The 17,077-nt window shown below is 69.4% G+C and carries 18 protein-coding genes; 12 read left to right on the top strand and 6 right to left on the bottom strand.

The annotated features are described in order from the left end of the window. The first annotated feature begins 84 nt into the window (after positions 1 to 84). The 3 genes from V8688_RS16785 to yhjD all read left to right on the top strand — a co-directional run bounded on the left by V8688_RS16785 (position 85) and on the right by yhjD (position 3,226). Complete coding sequence (locus V8688_RS16785; protein ID WP_342801182.1) at positions 85 to 1,032, top strand: oxygenase MpaB family protein; 948 nt, start codon at positions 85 to 87, stop codon at positions 1,030 to 1,032. Between the two features lie 98 nt (positions 1,033 to 1,130). Then, positions 1,131 to 2,162: a tryptophan--tRNA ligase gene (gene trpS / locus V8688_RS16780; protein WP_218717671.1), complete on the top strand. Its 1,032-nt coding sequence runs from the start codon at positions 1,131 to 1,133 to the stop codon at positions 2,160 to 2,162. 41 nt (positions 2,163 to 2,203) lie between these two features. Further along, positions 2,204 to 3,226 (top strand): inner membrane protein YhjD, encoded by a 1,023-nt coding sequence (yhjD, locus tag V8688_RS16775; protein WP_342801181.1) that lies wholly within the window; start codon positions 2,204 to 2,206, stop codon positions 3,224 to 3,226. 1 nt (position 3,227) lies between these two features. Here the strand turns inward: yhjD and V8688_RS16770 are convergent, their stop codons facing one another. Next, positions 3,228 to 4,538, bottom strand: coding sequence for a D-alanyl-D-alanine carboxypeptidase family protein (locus V8688_RS16770; RefSeq protein WP_342801180.1), 1,311 nt, complete (start codon positions 4,536 to 4,538; stop codon positions 3,228 to 3,230). Between the two features lie 118 nt (positions 4,539 to 4,656). Here V8688_RS16770 and V8688_RS16765 point away from each other — a divergent pair, with 118 nt between their 5' ends. Next, complete coding sequence (locus tag V8688_RS16765; protein WP_342801179.1) at positions 4,657 to 6,171, top strand: MFS transporter; 1,515 nt, start codon at positions 4,657 to 4,659, stop codon at positions 6,169 to 6,171. After that, on the top strand, positions 6,161 to 6,814 hold the full coding sequence (locus V8688_RS16760) for a TetR family transcriptional regulator (RefSeq protein WP_342801178.1): 654 nt from the start codon (positions 6,161 to 6,163) through the stop codon (positions 6,812 to 6,814). The genes V8688_RS16765 and V8688_RS16760 overlap by 11 nt, the downstream gene beginning before the upstream one ends. Positions 6,815 to 6,842: 28 nt before the next feature. Here V8688_RS16760 and V8688_RS16755 read toward each other — a convergent pair whose 3' ends face one another. Both V8688_RS16755 and V8688_RS16750 read right to left on the bottom strand, forming a co-directional pair. Continuing rightward, positions 6,843 to 7,526 carry a SnoaL-like polyketide cyclase gene (locus V8688_RS16755; protein ID WP_308248434.1) on the bottom strand — a complete coding sequence of 228 codons (684 nt, stop codon included), beginning with the start codon at positions 7,524 to 7,526 and terminating at the stop codon, positions 6,843 to 6,845. 153 nt (positions 7,527 to 7,679) lie between these two features. Beyond that, a complete protein-coding gene (locus V8688_RS16750; protein WP_342801177.1) occupies positions 7,680 to 8,576 on the bottom strand; it encodes a phenylalanine 4-monooxygenase in 897 nt (298 codons plus the stop codon). 257 nt (positions 8,577 to 8,833) lie between these two features. On the opposite strand from V8688_RS16750, the gene V8688_RS16745 reads away from it, so the two are divergent. Both V8688_RS16745 and radC read left to right on the top strand, forming a co-directional pair. Further along, complete coding sequence (locus V8688_RS16745; protein ID WP_218717677.1) at positions 8,834 to 9,061, top strand: type II toxin-antitoxin system VapB family antitoxin; 228 nt, start codon at positions 8,834 to 8,836, stop codon at positions 9,059 to 9,061. Positions 9,062 to 9,126: 65 nt separating this feature from the next. After that, complete coding sequence (radC, locus tag V8688_RS16740) at positions 9,127 to 9,795, top strand: DNA repair protein RadC (RefSeq protein WP_218717678.1); 669 nt, start codon at positions 9,127 to 9,129, stop codon at positions 9,793 to 9,795. Between the two features lie 4 nt (positions 9,796 to 9,799). On the opposite strand, the gene V8688_RS16735 is transcribed toward radC, so the two are convergent. Continuing rightward, positions 9,800 to 10,969: a hypothetical protein gene (locus V8688_RS16735; RefSeq protein ID WP_218717679.1), complete on the bottom strand. Its 1,170-nt coding sequence runs from the start codon at positions 10,967 to 10,969 to the stop codon at positions 9,800 to 9,802. Positions 10,970 to 11,090: 121 nt separating this feature from the next. Here V8688_RS16735 and V8688_RS16730 point away from each other — a divergent pair, with 121 nt between their 5' ends. After that, the gene (locus V8688_RS16730) at positions 11,091 to 11,897 is read left to right on the top strand and encodes an alpha/beta fold hydrolase (RefSeq protein ID WP_342801176.1); all 807 of its coding nucleotides are present in this window, start codon (positions 11,091 to 11,093) and stop codon (positions 11,895 to 11,897) included. On the opposite strand, the gene V8688_RS16725 is transcribed toward V8688_RS16730, so the two are convergent. Together V8688_RS16725 and V8688_RS16720 are read right to left on the bottom strand one after the other, a co-directional pair. Beyond that, positions 11,898 to 12,617, bottom strand: a complete 720-nt coding sequence (locus V8688_RS16725; RefSeq protein WP_342801175.1) for a TetR/AcrR family transcriptional regulator — start codon at positions 12,615 to 12,617, stop codon at positions 11,898 to 11,900. It lies immediately after the preceding gene. Positions 12,618 to 12,645: 28 nt separating this feature from the next. Further along, positions 12,646 to 13,875 carry a cytochrome P450 gene (locus V8688_RS16720; protein ID WP_342801174.1) on the bottom strand — a complete coding sequence of 410 codons (1,230 nt, stop codon included), beginning with the start codon at positions 13,873 to 13,875 and terminating at the stop codon, positions 12,646 to 12,648. Positions 13,876 to 14,033: 158 nt separating this feature from the next. Here V8688_RS16720 and V8688_RS16715 point away from each other — a divergent pair, with 158 nt between their 5' ends. From V8688_RS16715 to V8688_RS16700, 4 genes are all read left to right on the top strand, one after another. After that, a complete protein-coding gene (locus tag V8688_RS16715) occupies positions 14,034 to 14,963 on the top strand; it encodes a fructosamine kinase family protein (protein ID WP_342801173.1) in 930 nt (309 codons plus the stop codon). Positions 14,964 to 15,085: 122 nt separating this feature from the next. Further along, positions 15,086 to 15,466 (top strand): hypothetical protein, encoded by a 381-nt coding sequence (locus tag V8688_RS16710; protein WP_280220129.1) that lies wholly within the window; start codon positions 15,086 to 15,088, stop codon positions 15,464 to 15,466. A 91-nt stretch (positions 15,467 to 15,557) separates the two neighbouring features. Continuing rightward, positions 15,558 to 16,379 (top strand): alpha/beta hydrolase, encoded by an 822-nt coding sequence (locus V8688_RS16705; protein WP_342801172.1) that lies wholly within the window; start codon positions 15,558 to 15,560, stop codon positions 16,377 to 16,379. Between the two features lie 63 nt (positions 16,380 to 16,442). Continuing rightward, positions 16,443 to 17,045 carry a dihydrofolate reductase family protein gene (locus V8688_RS16700; RefSeq protein WP_342801171.1) on the top strand — a complete coding sequence of 201 codons (603 nt, stop codon included), beginning with the start codon at positions 16,443 to 16,445 and terminating at the stop codon, positions 17,043 to 17,045. Positions 17,046 to 17,077 lie beyond the last annotated feature (32 nt).

The following is a 17,077-nucleotide window of genomic DNA, read 5'->3' as shown; positions in this document are numbered from 1 at the left end:
GGAAGGTTTTCTGGTAGAGACTCTTGCCAGATTATCAAATCTGGTGGATTCTATTGCCAGATGCACTCGACGAGGAGGCGCAGCATGGCCGCACGGCAAGGCGAACCCGGATATTTCGCCGACGATTCGATGATTCGACGGGTGATGAGCAAGCGGGCGGTGGGGCTGACCTACGGCGTCCGGGCGCTGGTGATCGGCGCGGTGCACCCGCTGCTGTTCGTCGGCACCAGCGAGCACACCGCGCACCGCGCGACGCCCTACACCCGGCTGGCCATCACCGGTGCGCTGTTCGAGGCGGTCTTCCTCGGCAGCAAGGCCGAGGCCGACCGTGCCCTGGCCTTCACCCGGCGCAAGCACGAGAAGGTGGTCGGCGCCCTGCCCGAGGACGCGGGCGCGCACTATCCGGCGGGCACCGCCTACGCCGCGCACGATCCGCACCTGATGTTCATGACCATGGCCTTCACCTTCGACTCCGCCGAGGCGATGTACGACCGGCTGGTCCGCGAACTCACCGCCACCGAACGCGAGGACCTCTATCAGGACTACGTTCGCTGGGGCGAGCTGTTCGGCATGCCGCGCGACGCCGCGTCCGCCGACTACCCGGCCTTCCGCCGGTACTTCGACGACTACCTGAACTCGGCCGAGCTGTTCCTCACCGAGGAGGCCGATCTGGTCGGCTCGTACCTGGCGGGCCATCGCAAGGCCTATCGCCTGCGCCCGCCCGCCGAGCAGGTCGGCTCGGCGCTGTATCTGCTGGTGCAGGGCAGCCTGCCCGCCCGGATCCGGGACATGTACGGCATCGAGTGGGGGATCGCCGATCAGCTGGCCTACGGCGCGCTGTGCCGTAGCCTGCGGACCGCGCACGTCGCTCCGCCGCTGGCGCCCCGGGTGCTGGCCGGCGCGCTCGCCGGGCCGAGCACGCCCTCCTACCAGCTGCTGGCCCGCCGCGAACAGCGGATGGTCAAGGCGGGCAAGCCGAGTATGCCCGGCGTCGATCCGCGCAACTGGGTGCAGCGAAATGCCGCGGTGTGACCGGCGGGCCCGGAGGCGGTAGCGCAGTGTAACCACGCAGGGCCCTCGGGGCGCACCGCCCGACAAAACGGTTTGAGCGTCATGGAAAGATCGGGGGCATGTCCAGTCCTGCCCCGGCCGCGACGGCCGAACGCAAGCAGCGGGTGCTGTCGGGCATCCAGCCCACCAGCGACTCCTTCCACCTCGGCAACTACCTGGGTGCGCTGCAGTACTGGGTGACCATGCAGGACGACTACGACGCGCTGTACTTCATTCCGGACATGCACGCGATCACCGTCAGCCAGGACCCCAAGGCGCTGCGGGCCCGCACCAAGGCCGCCGCCGCCCAGCTGCTCGCGCTCGGCATCGACCCGAAGAAGTCCACCCTGTTCGTGCAGAGCCAGGTGCCCGAACACGCCGAGCTGGCCTGGGTCCTGAGCTGCATCACCGGTTTCGGTGAGGCCAGCCGGATGACCCAGTTCAAGGACAAGTCGGTCAAGCAGGGCGCGGAGAACGCGACGGTCGGCCTGTTCACCTACCCGGTGCTGATGGCCGCCGACATCCTGCTCTACCGCCCGCACCAGGTACCGGTCGGCGAGGACCAGCGCCAGCACCTGGAGCTGACCCGAAACCTGGCCCAGCGCTTCAACACCCGCTTCAAGAAGACCTTCGTCGTGCCGGAGCCGCACATCGTCAAGGGCACGGCCAAGATCTTCGACCTGCAGGATCCGACCGCGAAGATGAGCAAGTCGGCCGCCACCGACGCGGGCCTGATCAACCTGCTCGACGATCCGAAGGTCACCGCGAAGAAGGTCAAGTCGGCGGTCACCGACACCGAGCGCGAGATCCGCTACGACCCGGAGCACAAGGCGGGCGTGAGCAATCTGCTGGTGATCCTGAGCGCGCTCACCGAAACCCCGATCGTCACCCTGGAGGAGAATTTCGCGGGTAAGGGTTACGGTGATCTCAAGGCCGACGTGGCCGACGCGCTGGTCGAATTCGTCACTCCCGTCCAGCAGAAGGTGCAGGAATACCTCTCGGATCCGGCCGAATTGGACCGGATCCTGGCCTCGGGTGCCGAGCGGGCACGCGAGATCGCAGGCAACACACTGGCGCAGGTGTACGACCGGGTGGGCTTCCTGGCTCGCTGACCCGGTGTGCGCCTGCGGTTTCGGCCGAAAGGGCGCGTGCCATGCAGCTCGTCGACAACATCTCGGCCGCGGTCGAGAAGCAGATCGGGCGCAGGCCCTGGCTGGATCATCTGGTCAGGGCCGGCGGTCGATTCCAGCGGCAGCGCGGTGACTACTTCGCCGCGGGCATCACGTACTTCACTGTGCTGTCGCTGTTTCCGCTGCTGATGGTGGCGTTCTCGGTGGCCGGTTTCATCCTGGCCGGGCAGCCGGAGCTGCTCGCCCGGCTCCAGGAGAGCGTCGTGGAGAACATCCCGGGCTCCTTCGGCACCCAGATCAACGACCTGATCGATCAGGCGATCCGCTCGCGCGGCACGGTCGGTCTGCTCGGTCTGCTTGTCGGTCTGTACACCGGGCTCGGCTGGATCGCGAATCTGCGGGCCGCACTCACCGAGCAGTGGGAGGTGCAGAGCCCCGAAAGTCCGTGGTGGCGTAGCAAACTGTCCGACCTCGGCGCGCTGATCGGCCTCGGCCTGGCGTTCGTGGTCTCGCTCGGGCTCTCGGCGCTCGCGTCGAGCGGGCTCGGCGCGCAGCTGCTCGCGCTCATCGGCGCCGATCATCTGCCCGGCGCGCCGGTGGTACTCGCGGTGGTGTCGATCGCGCTCGGTCTGCTCGCCTCGTGGGCGGTCTTCGCCTGGATGATCGCCCGCCTGCCGCGCGAGCCGGTCTCGCTGCGCAGCGCGGCGCGCGCGGCGGCGCTGGCGGCGATCGCGTTCGAGATCTTCAAACAGATCGCCGCCATCTACCTGCAGATGGTGCTGCGCAGTCCGGCGGGCGCGACGTTCGGCTCCATCATCGGTCTGATGGTGTTCAGCTACACCACCTACCGCATCCTGCTGTTCGCGACCGCCTGGGCGGCGACCTCGTCGGACAACGAACGCGATGCCGAGGTGGCGCCGCCGAACGTGGTGGTCATCCGGCCGCGCGTGGTCGATCGCGGCATGTCGACCGGGGCGGGCGCCGCCTACTTCGGCGCGGGCGCGGTCGCCGCGCTGGCGCTGCTGGTGTTCGGCAGGCGCCGCTGACTCAGCGCCTGCGCCGGTAGCTGCGCCGCGCCCACAGCAGCAGCGCCAGCACCACGATCGGCCCGCCGATCAGGGTCGCCACCCGCGCGGCGTGGTGTGGCTGCTGTTCGGGTTGGGCCTGCGTCCCGTCTGCGCGCGGCGGGGGCGTGGCCAGCGGCACGCTGGGATGCACTGCCGCGCTGCCGGACTCGGGCAGCTTGCCGATCCGGGCATCGGCGTCGAGCGCGAAACCGTAGTCGAGCAGCCGGGCCGCCTGTTCCCACGGCCGGATCGGGCGCACGTCGGCCTTGAGCAGGGTGACGACCAGCCGGTGCCCGTCACGCTCGGCGGCGGCGACGAAGGTCTGCCTGGCGTCGTCGGTGAAGCCGGTCTTGCCGCCGATCGCGCCCGCGTAGTTGTAGAGCAGCTGGTTGTCGTTGGCGATCGGGAAGCCGGGGTGGTCCTTGTCGTCGGGGATCTTCGGGTCGGCCGGGTAGCCGGGGAAGTCGGCCTGCTCGGTGTGGATGAGCTCGGCGAACAGCGGGATGCTCATCGCCTCGCGGAACAGCACCGACAGGTCGTAGGCCGAGGTGCTCATGCCGGGGCCGTCCAGGCCGGACGGGGTCGCGGCGCGAGTATCCAACGCGCGCAAAGACTTCGCCACGTCGTTCATCTTCGCCACGGTGGCTTTGTCACCGCCGAGCTGGGTGGCGATCGCGTGCGCGGCGTCGTTGCCCGAACACATGATCAGCGCCTGCATGAGCTGGCGGTTGGTGTAGCGGCCGCCGGGCCCGATGCCGACCCTGGTGCCGTCGACGTCGGCGTCGGCCTGGGTGCCGATCACGACCTTGTCCAGGTCGAGAGTGCGCAGCGCGACGATCGCCAGCGCCACTTTGATCGTGCTGGCGGGGCGGTAGCGCCCGTGCGGGTCCTTGCCCGCGAGCACGCGCCCGGTGTCGAGGTCGGAGACCATCCACGCGGTGGCCGAGATGTCGGCGGGCAGGGGCGGGGCGTCCTTGGGCAGCACGACGCCGCATTCGCTCATCCGGTCGCCGCCGATCGGGGCATCGGGCACCGGTAGCGCGCTCGGCGTCGGCTCGCCCGGCTCGGGCACCTCGGAGGCGTCGATCGGGGCGGGCGGCCGCGTCTGCTGCGGGCAGTCGTCGGTGTTCGGCGTGGTGAACGGGGGTGTGGTCGTCGTGCTCGGTCCGCTGCTCGGTGGCGCGTCGGAACCGGGGACGGCGATGGCGGCGGGGGCGCAGACCAGGGTGGCGGCGATCGCGGCGGCGCCGAGGGAGCTGGCGGCGCGGACGCCGAGTTCGCGGATCTTCATCGCCACAGAGAGTAGCGAGCCCGCCGGGCGCCGGCGCAGCGGCCGGTGGCAAGTCTTGACATGATCTACTAAATGAGAGTTACTAGCAAATGACTGTAACGTTCATTTTGGAGGAGATATGCGGACGGAATCCCCCCGCCGCTGGCTCGCCCTCGGCGCCCTCGCCCTGGCGATGCTCACGATCGGCCTCGACGTCACCGTGCTGACGGTGGCCCTGCCGACGCTCGCGGTCGACCTCGACGCGAATACCTCGGCGCTGCAATGGTTCAGCAGCGCCTACACCCTCGCGCTGGCCGCGCTGATGCTGCCCGCGGGCGCGCTGGGCGACCGCTACGGGCGCAAGAAGGTGCTGCTCGGCGCGCTCGTCGTGTTCGGACTGGCCTCACTGGCCTGCGCGTTCGCCGGCTCGGCCGGGCAGCTGATCGCCGCCAGGGTCGCGCTCGGCGTCGCCGCCGCGGCCATGATGCCGCTGTCGATGGCGGTGCTGCCGGTGCTGTTCACCGAGCCGGCGCAGCGTCAGCGTGCGCTGACGATCTGGGTCACCTCGACCGCCGTCGGCCTGCCGCTGGGGCCGATCCTCGGCGGCTGGCTGCTGCGGCACTTCTGGTGGGGCTCGGTGTTCCTGATCAATGTGCCGCTGGTGGTGCTCGGCGCGCTGGCGGTCGCGACCCTGGTGCCGGAATCACACGGCGACACCGGCTTTCGCATCGATCTGCTCGGCGCCGCGCTCTCGGCTGCAGGCATGCTCGGGCTGACCTACGGCTTCATCCGGATCGGTGACCGGGACTGGGCCGATGCCCTCGGCTGGCTCGCGGTGGCCGGTGGCGTCGTCGCGCTCGGCGCCTTCCTGTGGTGGCAGCGGCGGTGCGCGCACCCGCTCATCGATGTCGGCCTGTTCGCCGCTCCCGGTTTCCGCTGGGGCACGGCGTTTTCCCTCCTGGTCAGCTTCGCCATGTTCGGCATGTTCTTCACCGTCCCGCAGTACTTCCAGGCGGTACTCGGCGTCGACGCGCTCGGCAGCGGCCTGCGACTGCTGCCGATGATCGGTGGCCTGGTGCTCGGCAGCAGGCTGGTCGACCTGCTGCTACCGCGCCTCGGGGTGCGCGGGGTGCTCACCGCCGGCTTCCTGGTCCTGGCGGGCGGGATCGGGCTCGGCGCGCTGACCAGGGTGGACAGCGGCTACGGGCCGACCGCCCTGTGGACGACGGTGCTCGGCGCGGGCATGGGTCTGGTCATGCCGGCGGCGATGGGCCTGGCGATGGGGGAGCTCACCGCCGCCCGCGCCGGTTCGGGTTCGGCACTGCTGCAAGCACTCCGGCAGGCGGGCGGCACCATCGGCGTCGCCGTGCTCGGCACGGTGCTGGCCACCACGTACCGGACCGAACTCGGCGCGCTGAACCGGGAGCCGATCTCCGACGGGGTCAACGCGGGCGTGGCTGTCGCACACCGGACGGGCGATCCGGCGACGCTCGCCCAGGTGCAACAGGCCTTCGTCGCCGGCATGAACACCATGCTCGGGGTATGCGCCGCGCTGTGCGTGGTGGCGGCCGCCGCGGCGGCGCTGGTACTGCGCGAGCGGGCGGCGGCACCGGCTGTCGCGCCGGATACGGCAGAATCGATGCATGTCGGTTGAGATGTCGCTGCGCGAGCGGAAGAAGGAGCGGACCCGCCGCACCATCCGGGTCGAGGCGTTCCGGCTGTTCCGGGAGCAGGGCTACACCGAGACCACGGTGGAACAGATCGCGGCGGCCGCCGAGATCTCGCCCAGCACCTTCTTCCGCTACTTCCCGACCAAGGAACAGCTCGTCATCGCCGACGACCAGGACGCGCTGATGATCGAGGCGCTGGCGGCGCAACCGCGCGGCCTGCATCCGCTGACCGCCTTCCGCAACGCCACCTCGGCGGTGTTCTCGGGCATGTCGCCCGCGGACATGGCCTTCGAGCAGGAACGGCACGCACTGCTGTACCACGTGCCGGAGCTGCGTCCGGCGATCGGCCTGGAATTCCAGCGCAGCATCGAATTGGCGGCGCAACTGCTGGCCGAATACACCGGCAGACCCGCCGACGATTTCGAGGTGCGGGTGGCCGCCGGCGCGATGATCGGCACCATGCTGGCCATCGTGACCACCACGCCGGTCAACGCCGACAATGTCGGGCACGCCCTGCGCTTCCTGNGGCACCATGCTGGCCATCGTGACCACCACGCCGGTCAACGCCGACAATGTCGGGCACGCCCTGCGCTTCCTGCAGGCGGGGCTGCCGTTCGGTCCGGATGACGCACCGAACGGCAGCGACCGGAGCTGACTACTCGCCCTTGCCGTGCTGCACGGGGCAGCCGTGGGCCAGCGGGCCGAGCAGCTTGTTGTTGTCGTAGAAGTGCTCCAGCTCGAGGATGCGCAGGTCTTCGCTGACCCGGGCGATGGTGACGCCGAACATCTCGATCTGCTCACCGGTGGGCTGGTGGCCCTTGTACTCGCCCTCGTACTTGCCCCAGTGCCGCCAGCGGAAGCTCACGGTCGGCGGGCCGGACAGCACCTCGATGACCTCCCAAAAGAAGCCGCCGGGAAACGCGGTGTGGAAGACGTGGTGCGAGGACTCGAAAGTCTCGTTCGCCGCCTCGTAGTACGGGTTGTCGCCGATCAGGATGTTGTAGCTGCCGATCCGGGCGAATTCCTCGGCATCCTGCCATTCGCCGCCGTTGACCCGGCCGCGGTACTGCTCGGCGACCACCGACAGCCAGGTGGCCGGATCGCCCTTGTGCGAGACCTCCATCTCGAAGACCTTCACCAGGTCCTCGACGATCGCCTCGAGCGAGCCGGGGGCGTGCTCGGTGGTGCGCTCGCGCGGGATCACCTCGTGGCTGAGTTCGTAGTCCGGGACGTTGCCACGCCATTCCGTCGGTGCCGCCGCGGCGATCACCGCTTCGCGGCCCTGCAGCCACAGCGGGGCCTCCGGCTCGGGATTCTGCTCGGCTTGCGTATCTGTCACATCCACAGTCATTTTCGGTCTACCCGACCCTTTCGGAAAAGCTCGTAGAACCGGTCGAAGGTAACAGCGACCGCTCCGCCGCGCCTGCCGCGTCTCAGCAGATGAGAATTGCGAAATGTTGAACTGTGTTCTGTGACAACGTTTTCGGAAACGCTATGAGACGGCGTGCGGATGGTGTCCGAGTCTGGCGGGTGTCTCGTCGTCCATGGTCGCGAAGAATTCGCCGAGCACGCCGACGATCTGAGCCACCGAGTCCGCGCAGAACAACACCGGCTGGTAGTGGGTGATGTCGTAGTCGATGGTGCCCATCGCCGCGACGTCGAGCGGGCGTAGCCGGGCGTGCCGGAATTCGTCGATCTCGCCGAAGGAGGACAGCAACCCGGCGCCGTAACAGCGGATCTCGTCGCCCTCGCGGACGACGCCGAACTCCATCGAGAACCAGAACACATCGGCCAGGAAATTCAGCGCCGTCTCGGTCTCCAAGCGCGCCACCGCGGCGCCGACCGTCTCGTAGAGCGCGGCGAATTTCGGGCTCGCGATCTGGTTCGCGTGGCCGATGATCTCGTGGATCGCGTCGGGCTCCGGGGTGTAGAGCGGGGCCGAGTGGTGACGGATGTATTGGGTGGAGTGGAAGGTGCGCTCGGCGAAGGAACCGAAGAACTCGCGCAGCGGGACCAGTCCGGCGGCAGGCACGTAGCTGAAGCCGGTCAGCGGCGCGAGCAGCCGCGACACCTCGTCCAGCTGTGGGATGTGATCGCGCGGCAGGTCGAGCGCCGCCGCTGCCTCGCGCACCTCGCCGCACGCGTAGATCTCGTGCTTGCGGGCCAGCTCGGCCGAGGCGATCCGCCACACCCGCTGCTCGTCGTCGGTGTAGTCGATCCGTGGAACGGGGGAGCCCGGCTGGTAGTCCAGCGCCATCGCGGCGATGGCGTTGCGGCGAGCGCGGTAGTCGCTGTCGTCGACGCCGGGATGATCCGCGCTCAGGTGCACAGTGACATCGCCGTCGCGCTCGCGCGTGACCGGGGAGTACAGCTGCGCCTCGGTGAACATGCCTCCAGGCAAGCACCGCGCGTTCCCGTCGACAACAACGACGCGCACAACTGCGCAAACTGCACAGTTCTCGTGGCGAAAGGCCGCTGTTTCCGGCGATCATCAGGGTTTTCTGCGCGCTTGCCTGCACGCGATCGCGAGGTTCCCGATCGGTTGCTGTGCGGGCTTGCGAACGCGGGTATTCGGTAACGACGCGGTGAATCGGCCGACGCGTCCGGCGCGAATAACGCAAGATTGCGATCGACGAAGGAGGACGATTGCGATCCCTGCGGATAGATCTCGATCAGCACCTGCTGGCCGCGGCGGCCGACATCATGGGCACCGCCGACAGCAACGCGACCGTCAACGAGGCGTTGCGGCGCATCGTCGTGCACGAGCGTCAACTACGCAATCTCGAACGGCTGATGGCCGATTCGATCTTCAGCACCCCACGGGAGGACGAGCGCGACGCGATGCTCGCCGCGGACGCGGTCGCCGAAGGATAGCTCGGGGCGAAGGTGTCGGTACCCGCTGGGATCATCGGTCTCGTCGCCGATCCGCAGGGGGAACGATGTCGGTACCGATCGCGAATCTGCCCGTCGCCCAACGCCCGCGTGAGCGCTTGCTGCTGCTCGGCCCGCACGCGCTCAGCGATGTCGAGCTGCTAGCGCTGCTGCTCGGGCAGGGCACGCGCGGGCAGTCCGCGCTCGAGCTCGCGGCGCACCTGCTGGGTGAGTACGGCGGATTGGCCGAGCTGGCCGCCGCCCGGCCGGAGGAACTGGCGCGCAGGGCGGGCATCGGACCCGCCAAAGCGGCGACGGTGATCGCCGCGTTCCATCTCGGCACCCGGTCGCGCACCAGCGAACCGGTGCCGCGGCTGCGCACCCCCGCCGATATCGCCCGCGTCGCGGTGCCGCTGTTCGCCGGCGCCAGGGTCGAACGCCTGCTCGTCCTGATCTGTGACACCCAGCATCGCCTGCGCCACCGCGCCTTCGTCGCCGAGGGCGCCATCGACCACGTCGCCGTCCCTGTCCGGGAGATCCTCAACACCGTCCTGCGCCATGACGGCCGCGCCTTCGCCGTCGTCCACAACCACCCCTCCGGCGACCCCACCCCCAGCACCGACGACCGCCGCGCGGGCACCCTCCTGTCCCGCGCCGCCGACATCGTCGGCCTGCGCTACCTCGACCACCTCGTCATCGCCGGCGACTCCTGGACCACCGCCCCGCCCCTGGACTGACTCCCTACTGCTCGATGTCGGCGGCGCGGAGGCGGGACAGGGCAGTGGGGTCGGGCCAGTGGCGGGCTTCGAAGCGGATGGGGTCGAGGGTGGGCAGGGGAGTGAGGCCGAGGATCTCGACGACGGTGGGGAAGGGGACGGTGCAGACGAGTTCGACCTCGTCGTTGTCGTCGCGGCGCAGGAAGCGCACGACGTCGGTCTCCGGGAGCAGGTATTCCACGCCCTCGCCCCAGACCACCGAGGTGAAGGCGCCGTCGGTGGACTCCTCGTAGTTGACCGCGGCCGCGTAGGCGGGGGCGATGTCGAGGTCGGGCAGTTCCAGATATTCCTCGAACATGGTGTTCAGATGGTCTGTCTGGATGCTGTATTCGGTCGCGGCCAGGCCCGCGCGCGCCCGCAGCGCCAGCGGCATCGACGGGTGCGGGCCCGCCTCGTCGAAGGGGACGACCGTGCCGTGCTCGTCGACCGTGTAGCCCTGCGGCGACACCGGGCGGGCCGCGTCGCGGTACTGCTGCTCGATCATCTCGAACACCTCGACCAGCAGCTCCGGATCGTCGGGAACGACCAGCAGGGAATCGTTCTCGGCGATGAACGCCACCGGGCGGGCCGCCCCGCCCGCGTACCCGGCCAGCCAGCCCGGCACCAGCAGCCAGGAGGCGCAGTAGGAATCGCCGTCATCGACGAAGCGCAGGATCTGTAGTTCGGCCGGGGAGCCGGGCTTGCTCAGCGCCAGCAGATTGTCGCGCGCCGCGGCGAAGACCTGCTCGGCGTCGACACCCCAGGACGCGACCTGCTCGACGGACACGAACGCCCGTGTCCGCGGCAGATCGACGACGATCACCTCGTCGATGAACGGGAACGCCGCGCGGTGCAGCGGGCGCGGGCCGTCCTGGCCCAGCGTCACCGGGCGCAGCACCGAACGCAGCATCGGGCGCACCGAATCCCAGTCTCCCGGTACGTCGTCGGAACCGGTCATCGCCGCGACGAAGGCGGTGACCCGTTCCTCGCTCTCGGCGGGGCCGAGATGGCGGCACTCACGAAAAATGTTGTCCAGGAAGATCACCCGGCCGTCACTGTGCTGCACGCTGAAATCCTCGGCCGAGTACTCGGCATCACCGATCCCGTGCGCCCGCACACTCGCCAGCACGGTTTCCACGAACTGCTCGCGTTCCATCGCCGCTTCCCTCCCCATCCGGTCGGCTCTGGACTCGATCTTGGCCCACCGCACCGACAGAGTCGAGCCGTCGGCCGGGGATAGACTGCGTGAGCAGGCTCGATGGATCGAGGTGGCCGTCATGCCCAGCCCGCCCGGCGGTGTCCGCGTGGTGCGCGTGGGCGAGGTCGGCCTGGAGGTGATCGTCGGCGGCCGCGGCGCGCCCCTCGTCCTGATCCAGACCGGGCTGCTCGCCGAAGAATGCGCGCCGCTGGCGGCCGCACTCGGCGGCGAGTTCACCACGGTGCGCTACCACCGCCGGGGCTACGCGGGCAGCGATCCTGTCACCGGTCCCGGCTCGATCGGCCGCGACGCGCGCGACTGCGCGGCCCTGCTCACCGCGCTCGGCATCGACGCCGCGCACGTGCTCGGGCTCTCCTACAGCGGTGCCGTCGCCTTGCAGCTGGCGGCCGACGTGCCGGAGCGGGTCCGCTCACTGACCCTGATCGAGCCACCACCGGTCCACAATGCCGAATTCCGTTCCGTCACTACCGAACTCCATCGCGCGTACCGGGACGAAGGCGGCGCGGTAGCCTTGGACCGTCTGATGCGCATCATCAGCGGGCCGGGCTGGCGCGAGCTGCTGGACCAGCAGCTGCCCGGCGCCGAGAAGCAGGCGGCGGCCGACGCGGGCACCTTCTTCGCCACCGATCTGCCCGCGCTGTTGAGCTGGTCGTTCACCGCCGCGGACGCGGCCCGGGTCCGGGCGCCGGTGCTCTACCTCGGCGCGACGGCGAGCGGTCCGTGGTTCGCCGAGGTCGCCGAGCTGATCACCACCTGGTTCCCGCGAGCCGAAACAGTGCTGCTCGCCGGGGCCGACCACGGCCTCGCTCTCACCCACACGGCCGACCTCGCCGCGGCGATCATCGCGTTCGCGGCCGGCCGCTGATCATCGGTCGGCGAAACCGGTGGTGCGGGCCAGGTCGGCCAGCATGGCGTCGAACATGATCTCCGGATCGGCCAGCGGAATCGGGTAGTTGCCGAACACCTCGAGGGTGACGTGGCCGAAGAGCCGAGCCCAGATCTGCACCATCAGATAGGTGACGCCCAGGTCCAGCTTCTCGGCCGGGAACTTCTGGCCGGACTCCGAGAGCATGGCCAGCAGATCGGTCTGGAAGGCGACGAGGTCCTCGCGCAGCGCGGCCGGGATGGTATCGCCGGGCGGGGTGGCGATCTCGAAGCTCACCAGCAGCCTGCCCGCCGCGGCGAGGAAGATCCGGCCGAAGGGCTCATCGAAACGGCGCATCATCGACCGGCCGGCGGTGGGCGAGGCGAACACCAGGGTGAACTCCCGGGGATTAGCCAGCGCCCACCGCCGGAAACCGCGGCAGATGGCCAGGAACTGCGCCGCGCCGTCGTCGGGCAGCACCGCGATCTCGGCCGAGAGGAACGCGGCCAGGTCGGTGCAGAACTCCACCCGCAACCGCTCGATCAGCTCGTCGCGCGAGGCGTAGTGCCGATAGAGCGCGGGCGCGGTGACGCCGAGCTCGCGGGCGATCGCACGCAGGGTGACCGCGTCCGGGCCCTGGGCGGCCAGCAGCGCCCGGGCGACCCGCCGGATATCGGCATCGGTCACCACGGGCGCGCGGCCACGCGCCTTTCCCGTCACCCGGCCACCCCCTCGATCATGTTTCGGTTCAAGCGTATTCGACCTCCCAGCGCTTGATGCCGTTGAGCCAGCCGCTGCGCAGCCGCACCGGGTCGGCGACCTGGCGCAGGTTCGGCATCGCGTCGGCAATGGCATTGAACATCAGGTCGATCTCCAGGCGGGCCAGATTCGCCCCGACACAGTAGTGGGTGCCGGTGCCGCCGAAGCCGACGTGCGGATTGGGGTTGCGCAGCACGTCGAACTCGAACGGGTTGGCGAAGGCTTCCTCGTCGAAGTTGGCCGAGCTGTAGAACAACCCGATCCGCTGGCCCTTCTCGATCTGCTGTCCGCCCAGTTCCAGGTCGCGGGTGGCGGTGCGCTGGAACGCGGTCACCGGGGTCGCCCAGCGCACGATCTCGTCCGGCGCGGTGCGCGGGCGCTGCTCCTTGTAGAGCTCCCACTGGGCGGGGTTGTCGACGAAGGCCTTCATGCCGTGGGTGATCGAATTGCGGGTGGTCTCGTTGCCCGCGACGGCGAGCAGGATGACGAAGAAGGCGAACTCGTCGGAGCCGAGGTGCTCACCGTCGACATCGGCGTTCACCAGCTGGGTGACGATGTCGGCGGCGGGACAACCGCGGCGTTGCTCGGCCATGTTCCAGGCGTAGCCCATCACCTCGGCGGTGGCGGTGTGGTGGTTGCCCTCGAACTCCGGATCGTCGTAGGAGATCATCTGGTTGGTCCAGTCGAAGATCTTGCGGCGGTCCTCCTGCGGCACGCCGAGCAGTTCGGCGATCGCCTGCAACGGCAGTTCGACGGCCACCTGCTCGACGAAGTCGCCGCGCCCGGACTTCTTGGCCTCCCACACGATCCGCTCGGCCCGCTCGGTGAGCGCGGCCCGCAGGTTCTCCACCGCGCGCGGGGTGAAGCCCTTCGACACGATCCGGCGGATCTTGGTGTGCTGCGGCGGATCCAGGTTCAGCATCAGCATGTTGCCGAGCATGTCGATCTGCTCGCGGGTGGTCTCCTCGTTGAACCGGATGATGGCGGTGTTCTCGTGCGAGGAGAAGTCGTCGGGGTTCTTCGAGATCTCCTTGATGTCGGCCAGCTTGGACACCACCCAGTAGCCGCCGTCGTCGAACCCGCTGGCGCGGTCCGGCTGGGCGCACCACCAGACCGGCGCGGTCCGGCGCAGTTCGGCGAACTCAGCGATCGGCAATCGGCTGGCGAGCAGGTCGGGATCGGTGAAATCGAATCCCGCGGGGATGTTGGTGCTGGTCACGACTGTCTCCTCCGGTCTCAACGTGATGCGGACCACGTCCAGCATCGATGAAACCACGGATCGGCCCTTTATGAACAGTGTTTAGTAATACCTGTTTATAAAGTGGTCCGCGTGTCGCGTGAGTCGATCGGCCACCGCGGCCGGGGCGCCTGGGCACAATGGCAGCCGTGGACCTGCCGTACCTGCGCGCGAACCCGCACCTGCTGCCCACCTTCCTCACCCATCAGCGGCTGCGGACGACTCCCGTCGGTGGTGGGTCGATCGCCGTCGCCGAACGGATCGGACTCGACGACGGGACGCAGTTGTTCCTCAAGACCTGGCCCGGCGGGGTCTCCGCGGCGCCCACCGACGGTGCGCCCGCCGCGGCGCCGCCCGGCTTCTTCGCCGCCGAGGCGGCCGGGCTGAGCTGGTTGCGGGCGGCGGAGGGGGTCGCGGTGCCGGAGGTGTACGCCGTCTCCGACGACCTGGTGCTCATGCGGTGGGTCGACCACGCCGAACCGACGGCCGCCGCCGCGGAGCGTTTCGGCCACGGTCTGGCCACCACCCACGACGCGGGCGCACCCACCTTCGGCGCGACCGGCGATGTCGCGGCCCAGGACGGCGACGGTGTCGGCTACCTGGGCAGCCTGCCGCTCGACACCACCCCCGGCGACGACTGGCCGACCTGGTTCCGCGAGCGCCGCGTCCTCCCGTACCTGCGACTCGCCGTCGACGCGGGCGCCCTCGACGCCGCCGACGCCCGCCTCGTCGAATCCATCCACATCGAGGCCCCCGCCGAACTACCGTCGCGCATCCACGGCGACCTCTGGCCCGGCAACATCCTCTGGGGCCCCGGCGACACCCCCTACCTGATCGACCCCGCCGCCCACGGCGGCCACCGCGAAACCGACCTCGCCACCCTCATCCTCTTCGGCGGCGCCCCACACCTCTCCCGAATCATCGCCGCCTACCACGAAACCCACCCGCTGGCCAACGACTGGCGCACCCGCGTCCCCCTCCACCAGCTCCCCCTCCTGCTCGTCCACGCCGTCCTCTTCGGTCGCGCCTATCGCTCCGCGGTACTCGACGCGGCCGCGCACTACCGATAGCCGGAAACCTCGCGCTCGAAGCTGCCACCCCGACGTCACGAACGGTGGGCCGCGGCGTGGTGCGGGGTGTTCTAGGCTCACTTACGCAGAATCCAGTCGCGCGGCACAGGGGAGGTGCGTCGATGGGCTACATCCAAATCGGCGTCGTTGTTCTCGCGCTGCTCCTGCGACTCACCGCGTTCGGCTGGTTCGCCATGATCTATGCCGGTGTCAGCGTGTTCACCCTCGGCCTGCTGCCCGCCCTCACCTTCGGGCCGTTGATCTTCGCCGGATTCGCCGCCTCGCCGACCGTGTGGCCCCTGCTCGTCGTCGCCGACACACTGCTGCTGGTGTGCGCGTTGACCTTGGACGACGGCGGCGACAACGAATCCACGAACCCGATGAAAGTGCTGACCGGAAACGATGGTGGCCTCATGGCCGAGAAGGTGTTCCGATACAGCGGGATCGCCTATCTGAGCACCCTGCCCCTGCTGGTGATCTGGACGCTCGTAACCCAGGTGTGAGGAGGCCGCACCGCGTCGACGCGCTCCCCGTGGCCGGTCGTCCTGGTGGAATACACTGGCTGAGCAGGCTCGATGGATCGAGGTGGCTGCCATGTCCCGCCTTCGCCACGGTGTTCGTCGTGTGCTCGCGGGCGAGGTCGGCCTGGAAGTGATCATCGGCGGAACCGGGCCGCCGCTCGTGTTGATCCAGACCGGGCTGCTGGCCGAGGAATGCGCGCCGTTGGCGGAGGCGCTGGCGCGCGATTTCACCACCATCCGCTATCACCGGCGCGGCTACGCGGGCAGCGATCCGGTGACCGGCCCCGGCTCGATCAGTCGTGACGCGCGGGACTGCGCGGCCCTGCTCACCGCGCTGGATATCGACTCCACGCAGGTGCTCGGGCTGTCCTACAGCGGCGCCGTCGCCCTGCAACTGGCGGCCGACCTGCCGGAGCGCGTCCGTTCGCTCATCCTGATCGAGCCCCCGCCGGTCCACCTCGCCGAATTCCGTTCCGCCTGCACCGAACTCCAGCGCGAATACGCGGCCGCGGGTGCCGACGCCGCCCTCGCGCACCTGATGGAGATCGTCAGCGGACCCGACTGGCGCGGCGTCCTCGACCGGCAGCTCCCCGGCGCCACAGCGCAGGCGACGACCGACGCGCCCACCTTCTTCACCACCGACCTGTCCGCCCTCCTCACCTGGACCTTCACCGCCACCGACGCCACCCGCGTCCAAGCTCCCGTCCTCTACCTCGGCGGCACCGCGAGCGGCCCGTGGTTCGCCGAGATCGAGGACCTGATCAACACCTGGTTCCCTCACGCCCGATCCGTCCTGCTCCCCGACGCCGACCACGGCCTCGCCCTCACCCACCCCACCTCCCTCGCCACCGCCATCACAGCGTTCACAGCGGAACTCGAACGGTCGCGGCGATGAGTTCGTGGGTGCCGTGCCGTCGTATCAAGCGACCCACTCAGTGCTCGTCAGAGGAGAATCGCGATGCGGAAAATCACCGCCGGACTGTTCATGTCGATCGACGGCGTGATCGCCGACCCCCAGGATTGGCACTTCCCGTACTTCGACGACGCCATGGGCGCCGCGGTCGACGCCCAGCTCGGCAGCGCCGACACGTTGCTGCTCGGCCGCGGGACCTACGAGGGTTTCGCCGGCGCGTGGCCGGACCGGGAAGCCGATGGCGGGCCGGACGCCGGGTTCGCGAAGAAGCTGGGGGACGCGCGCAAGCTGGTGGTCACCCACCAGGAACATCCGGAATTGTCCTGGCGCAATTCCGAGCGGCTCGACGGCGAGCTCACCGAGGCCGCGGCCGCGCTGCGGAACGAGGACGGCGGGGACATCGCGATCAGCGGTTCGGTATCGGTGGTGCGTCAGCTGCTGGCCGCAGGACTGCTGGACGAACTGCACCTGCTGGTGCATCCGATCGCGGTCGGGAAGGGCGAGCGGCTGCTCGAGGACAGCGCGCCGATTCCGCTGCGCCTGCTCTCGTCGGAGACCTTCGGGACCGGCGTGCTGCACCTGGTCTACACCCGCGACGAGAACGCCCCCACCGGCTCCTACGCGGAAGCCAAGGCGCACCTCGACTGAGGAACGGAAAAGGCCGCCTTCCTCGCGAAAGA

The sequence above is a fragment of the Nocardia sp. No.11 genome (assembly GCF_038752175.1).
Classification (GTDB): domain Bacteria; phylum Actinomycetota; class Actinomycetes; order Mycobacteriales; family Mycobacteriaceae; genus Nocardia; species Nocardia canadensis.
Note: the sequence above shows the minus strand (reverse complement) of the source record. Positions and strands in the feature narration are given on the sequence as shown.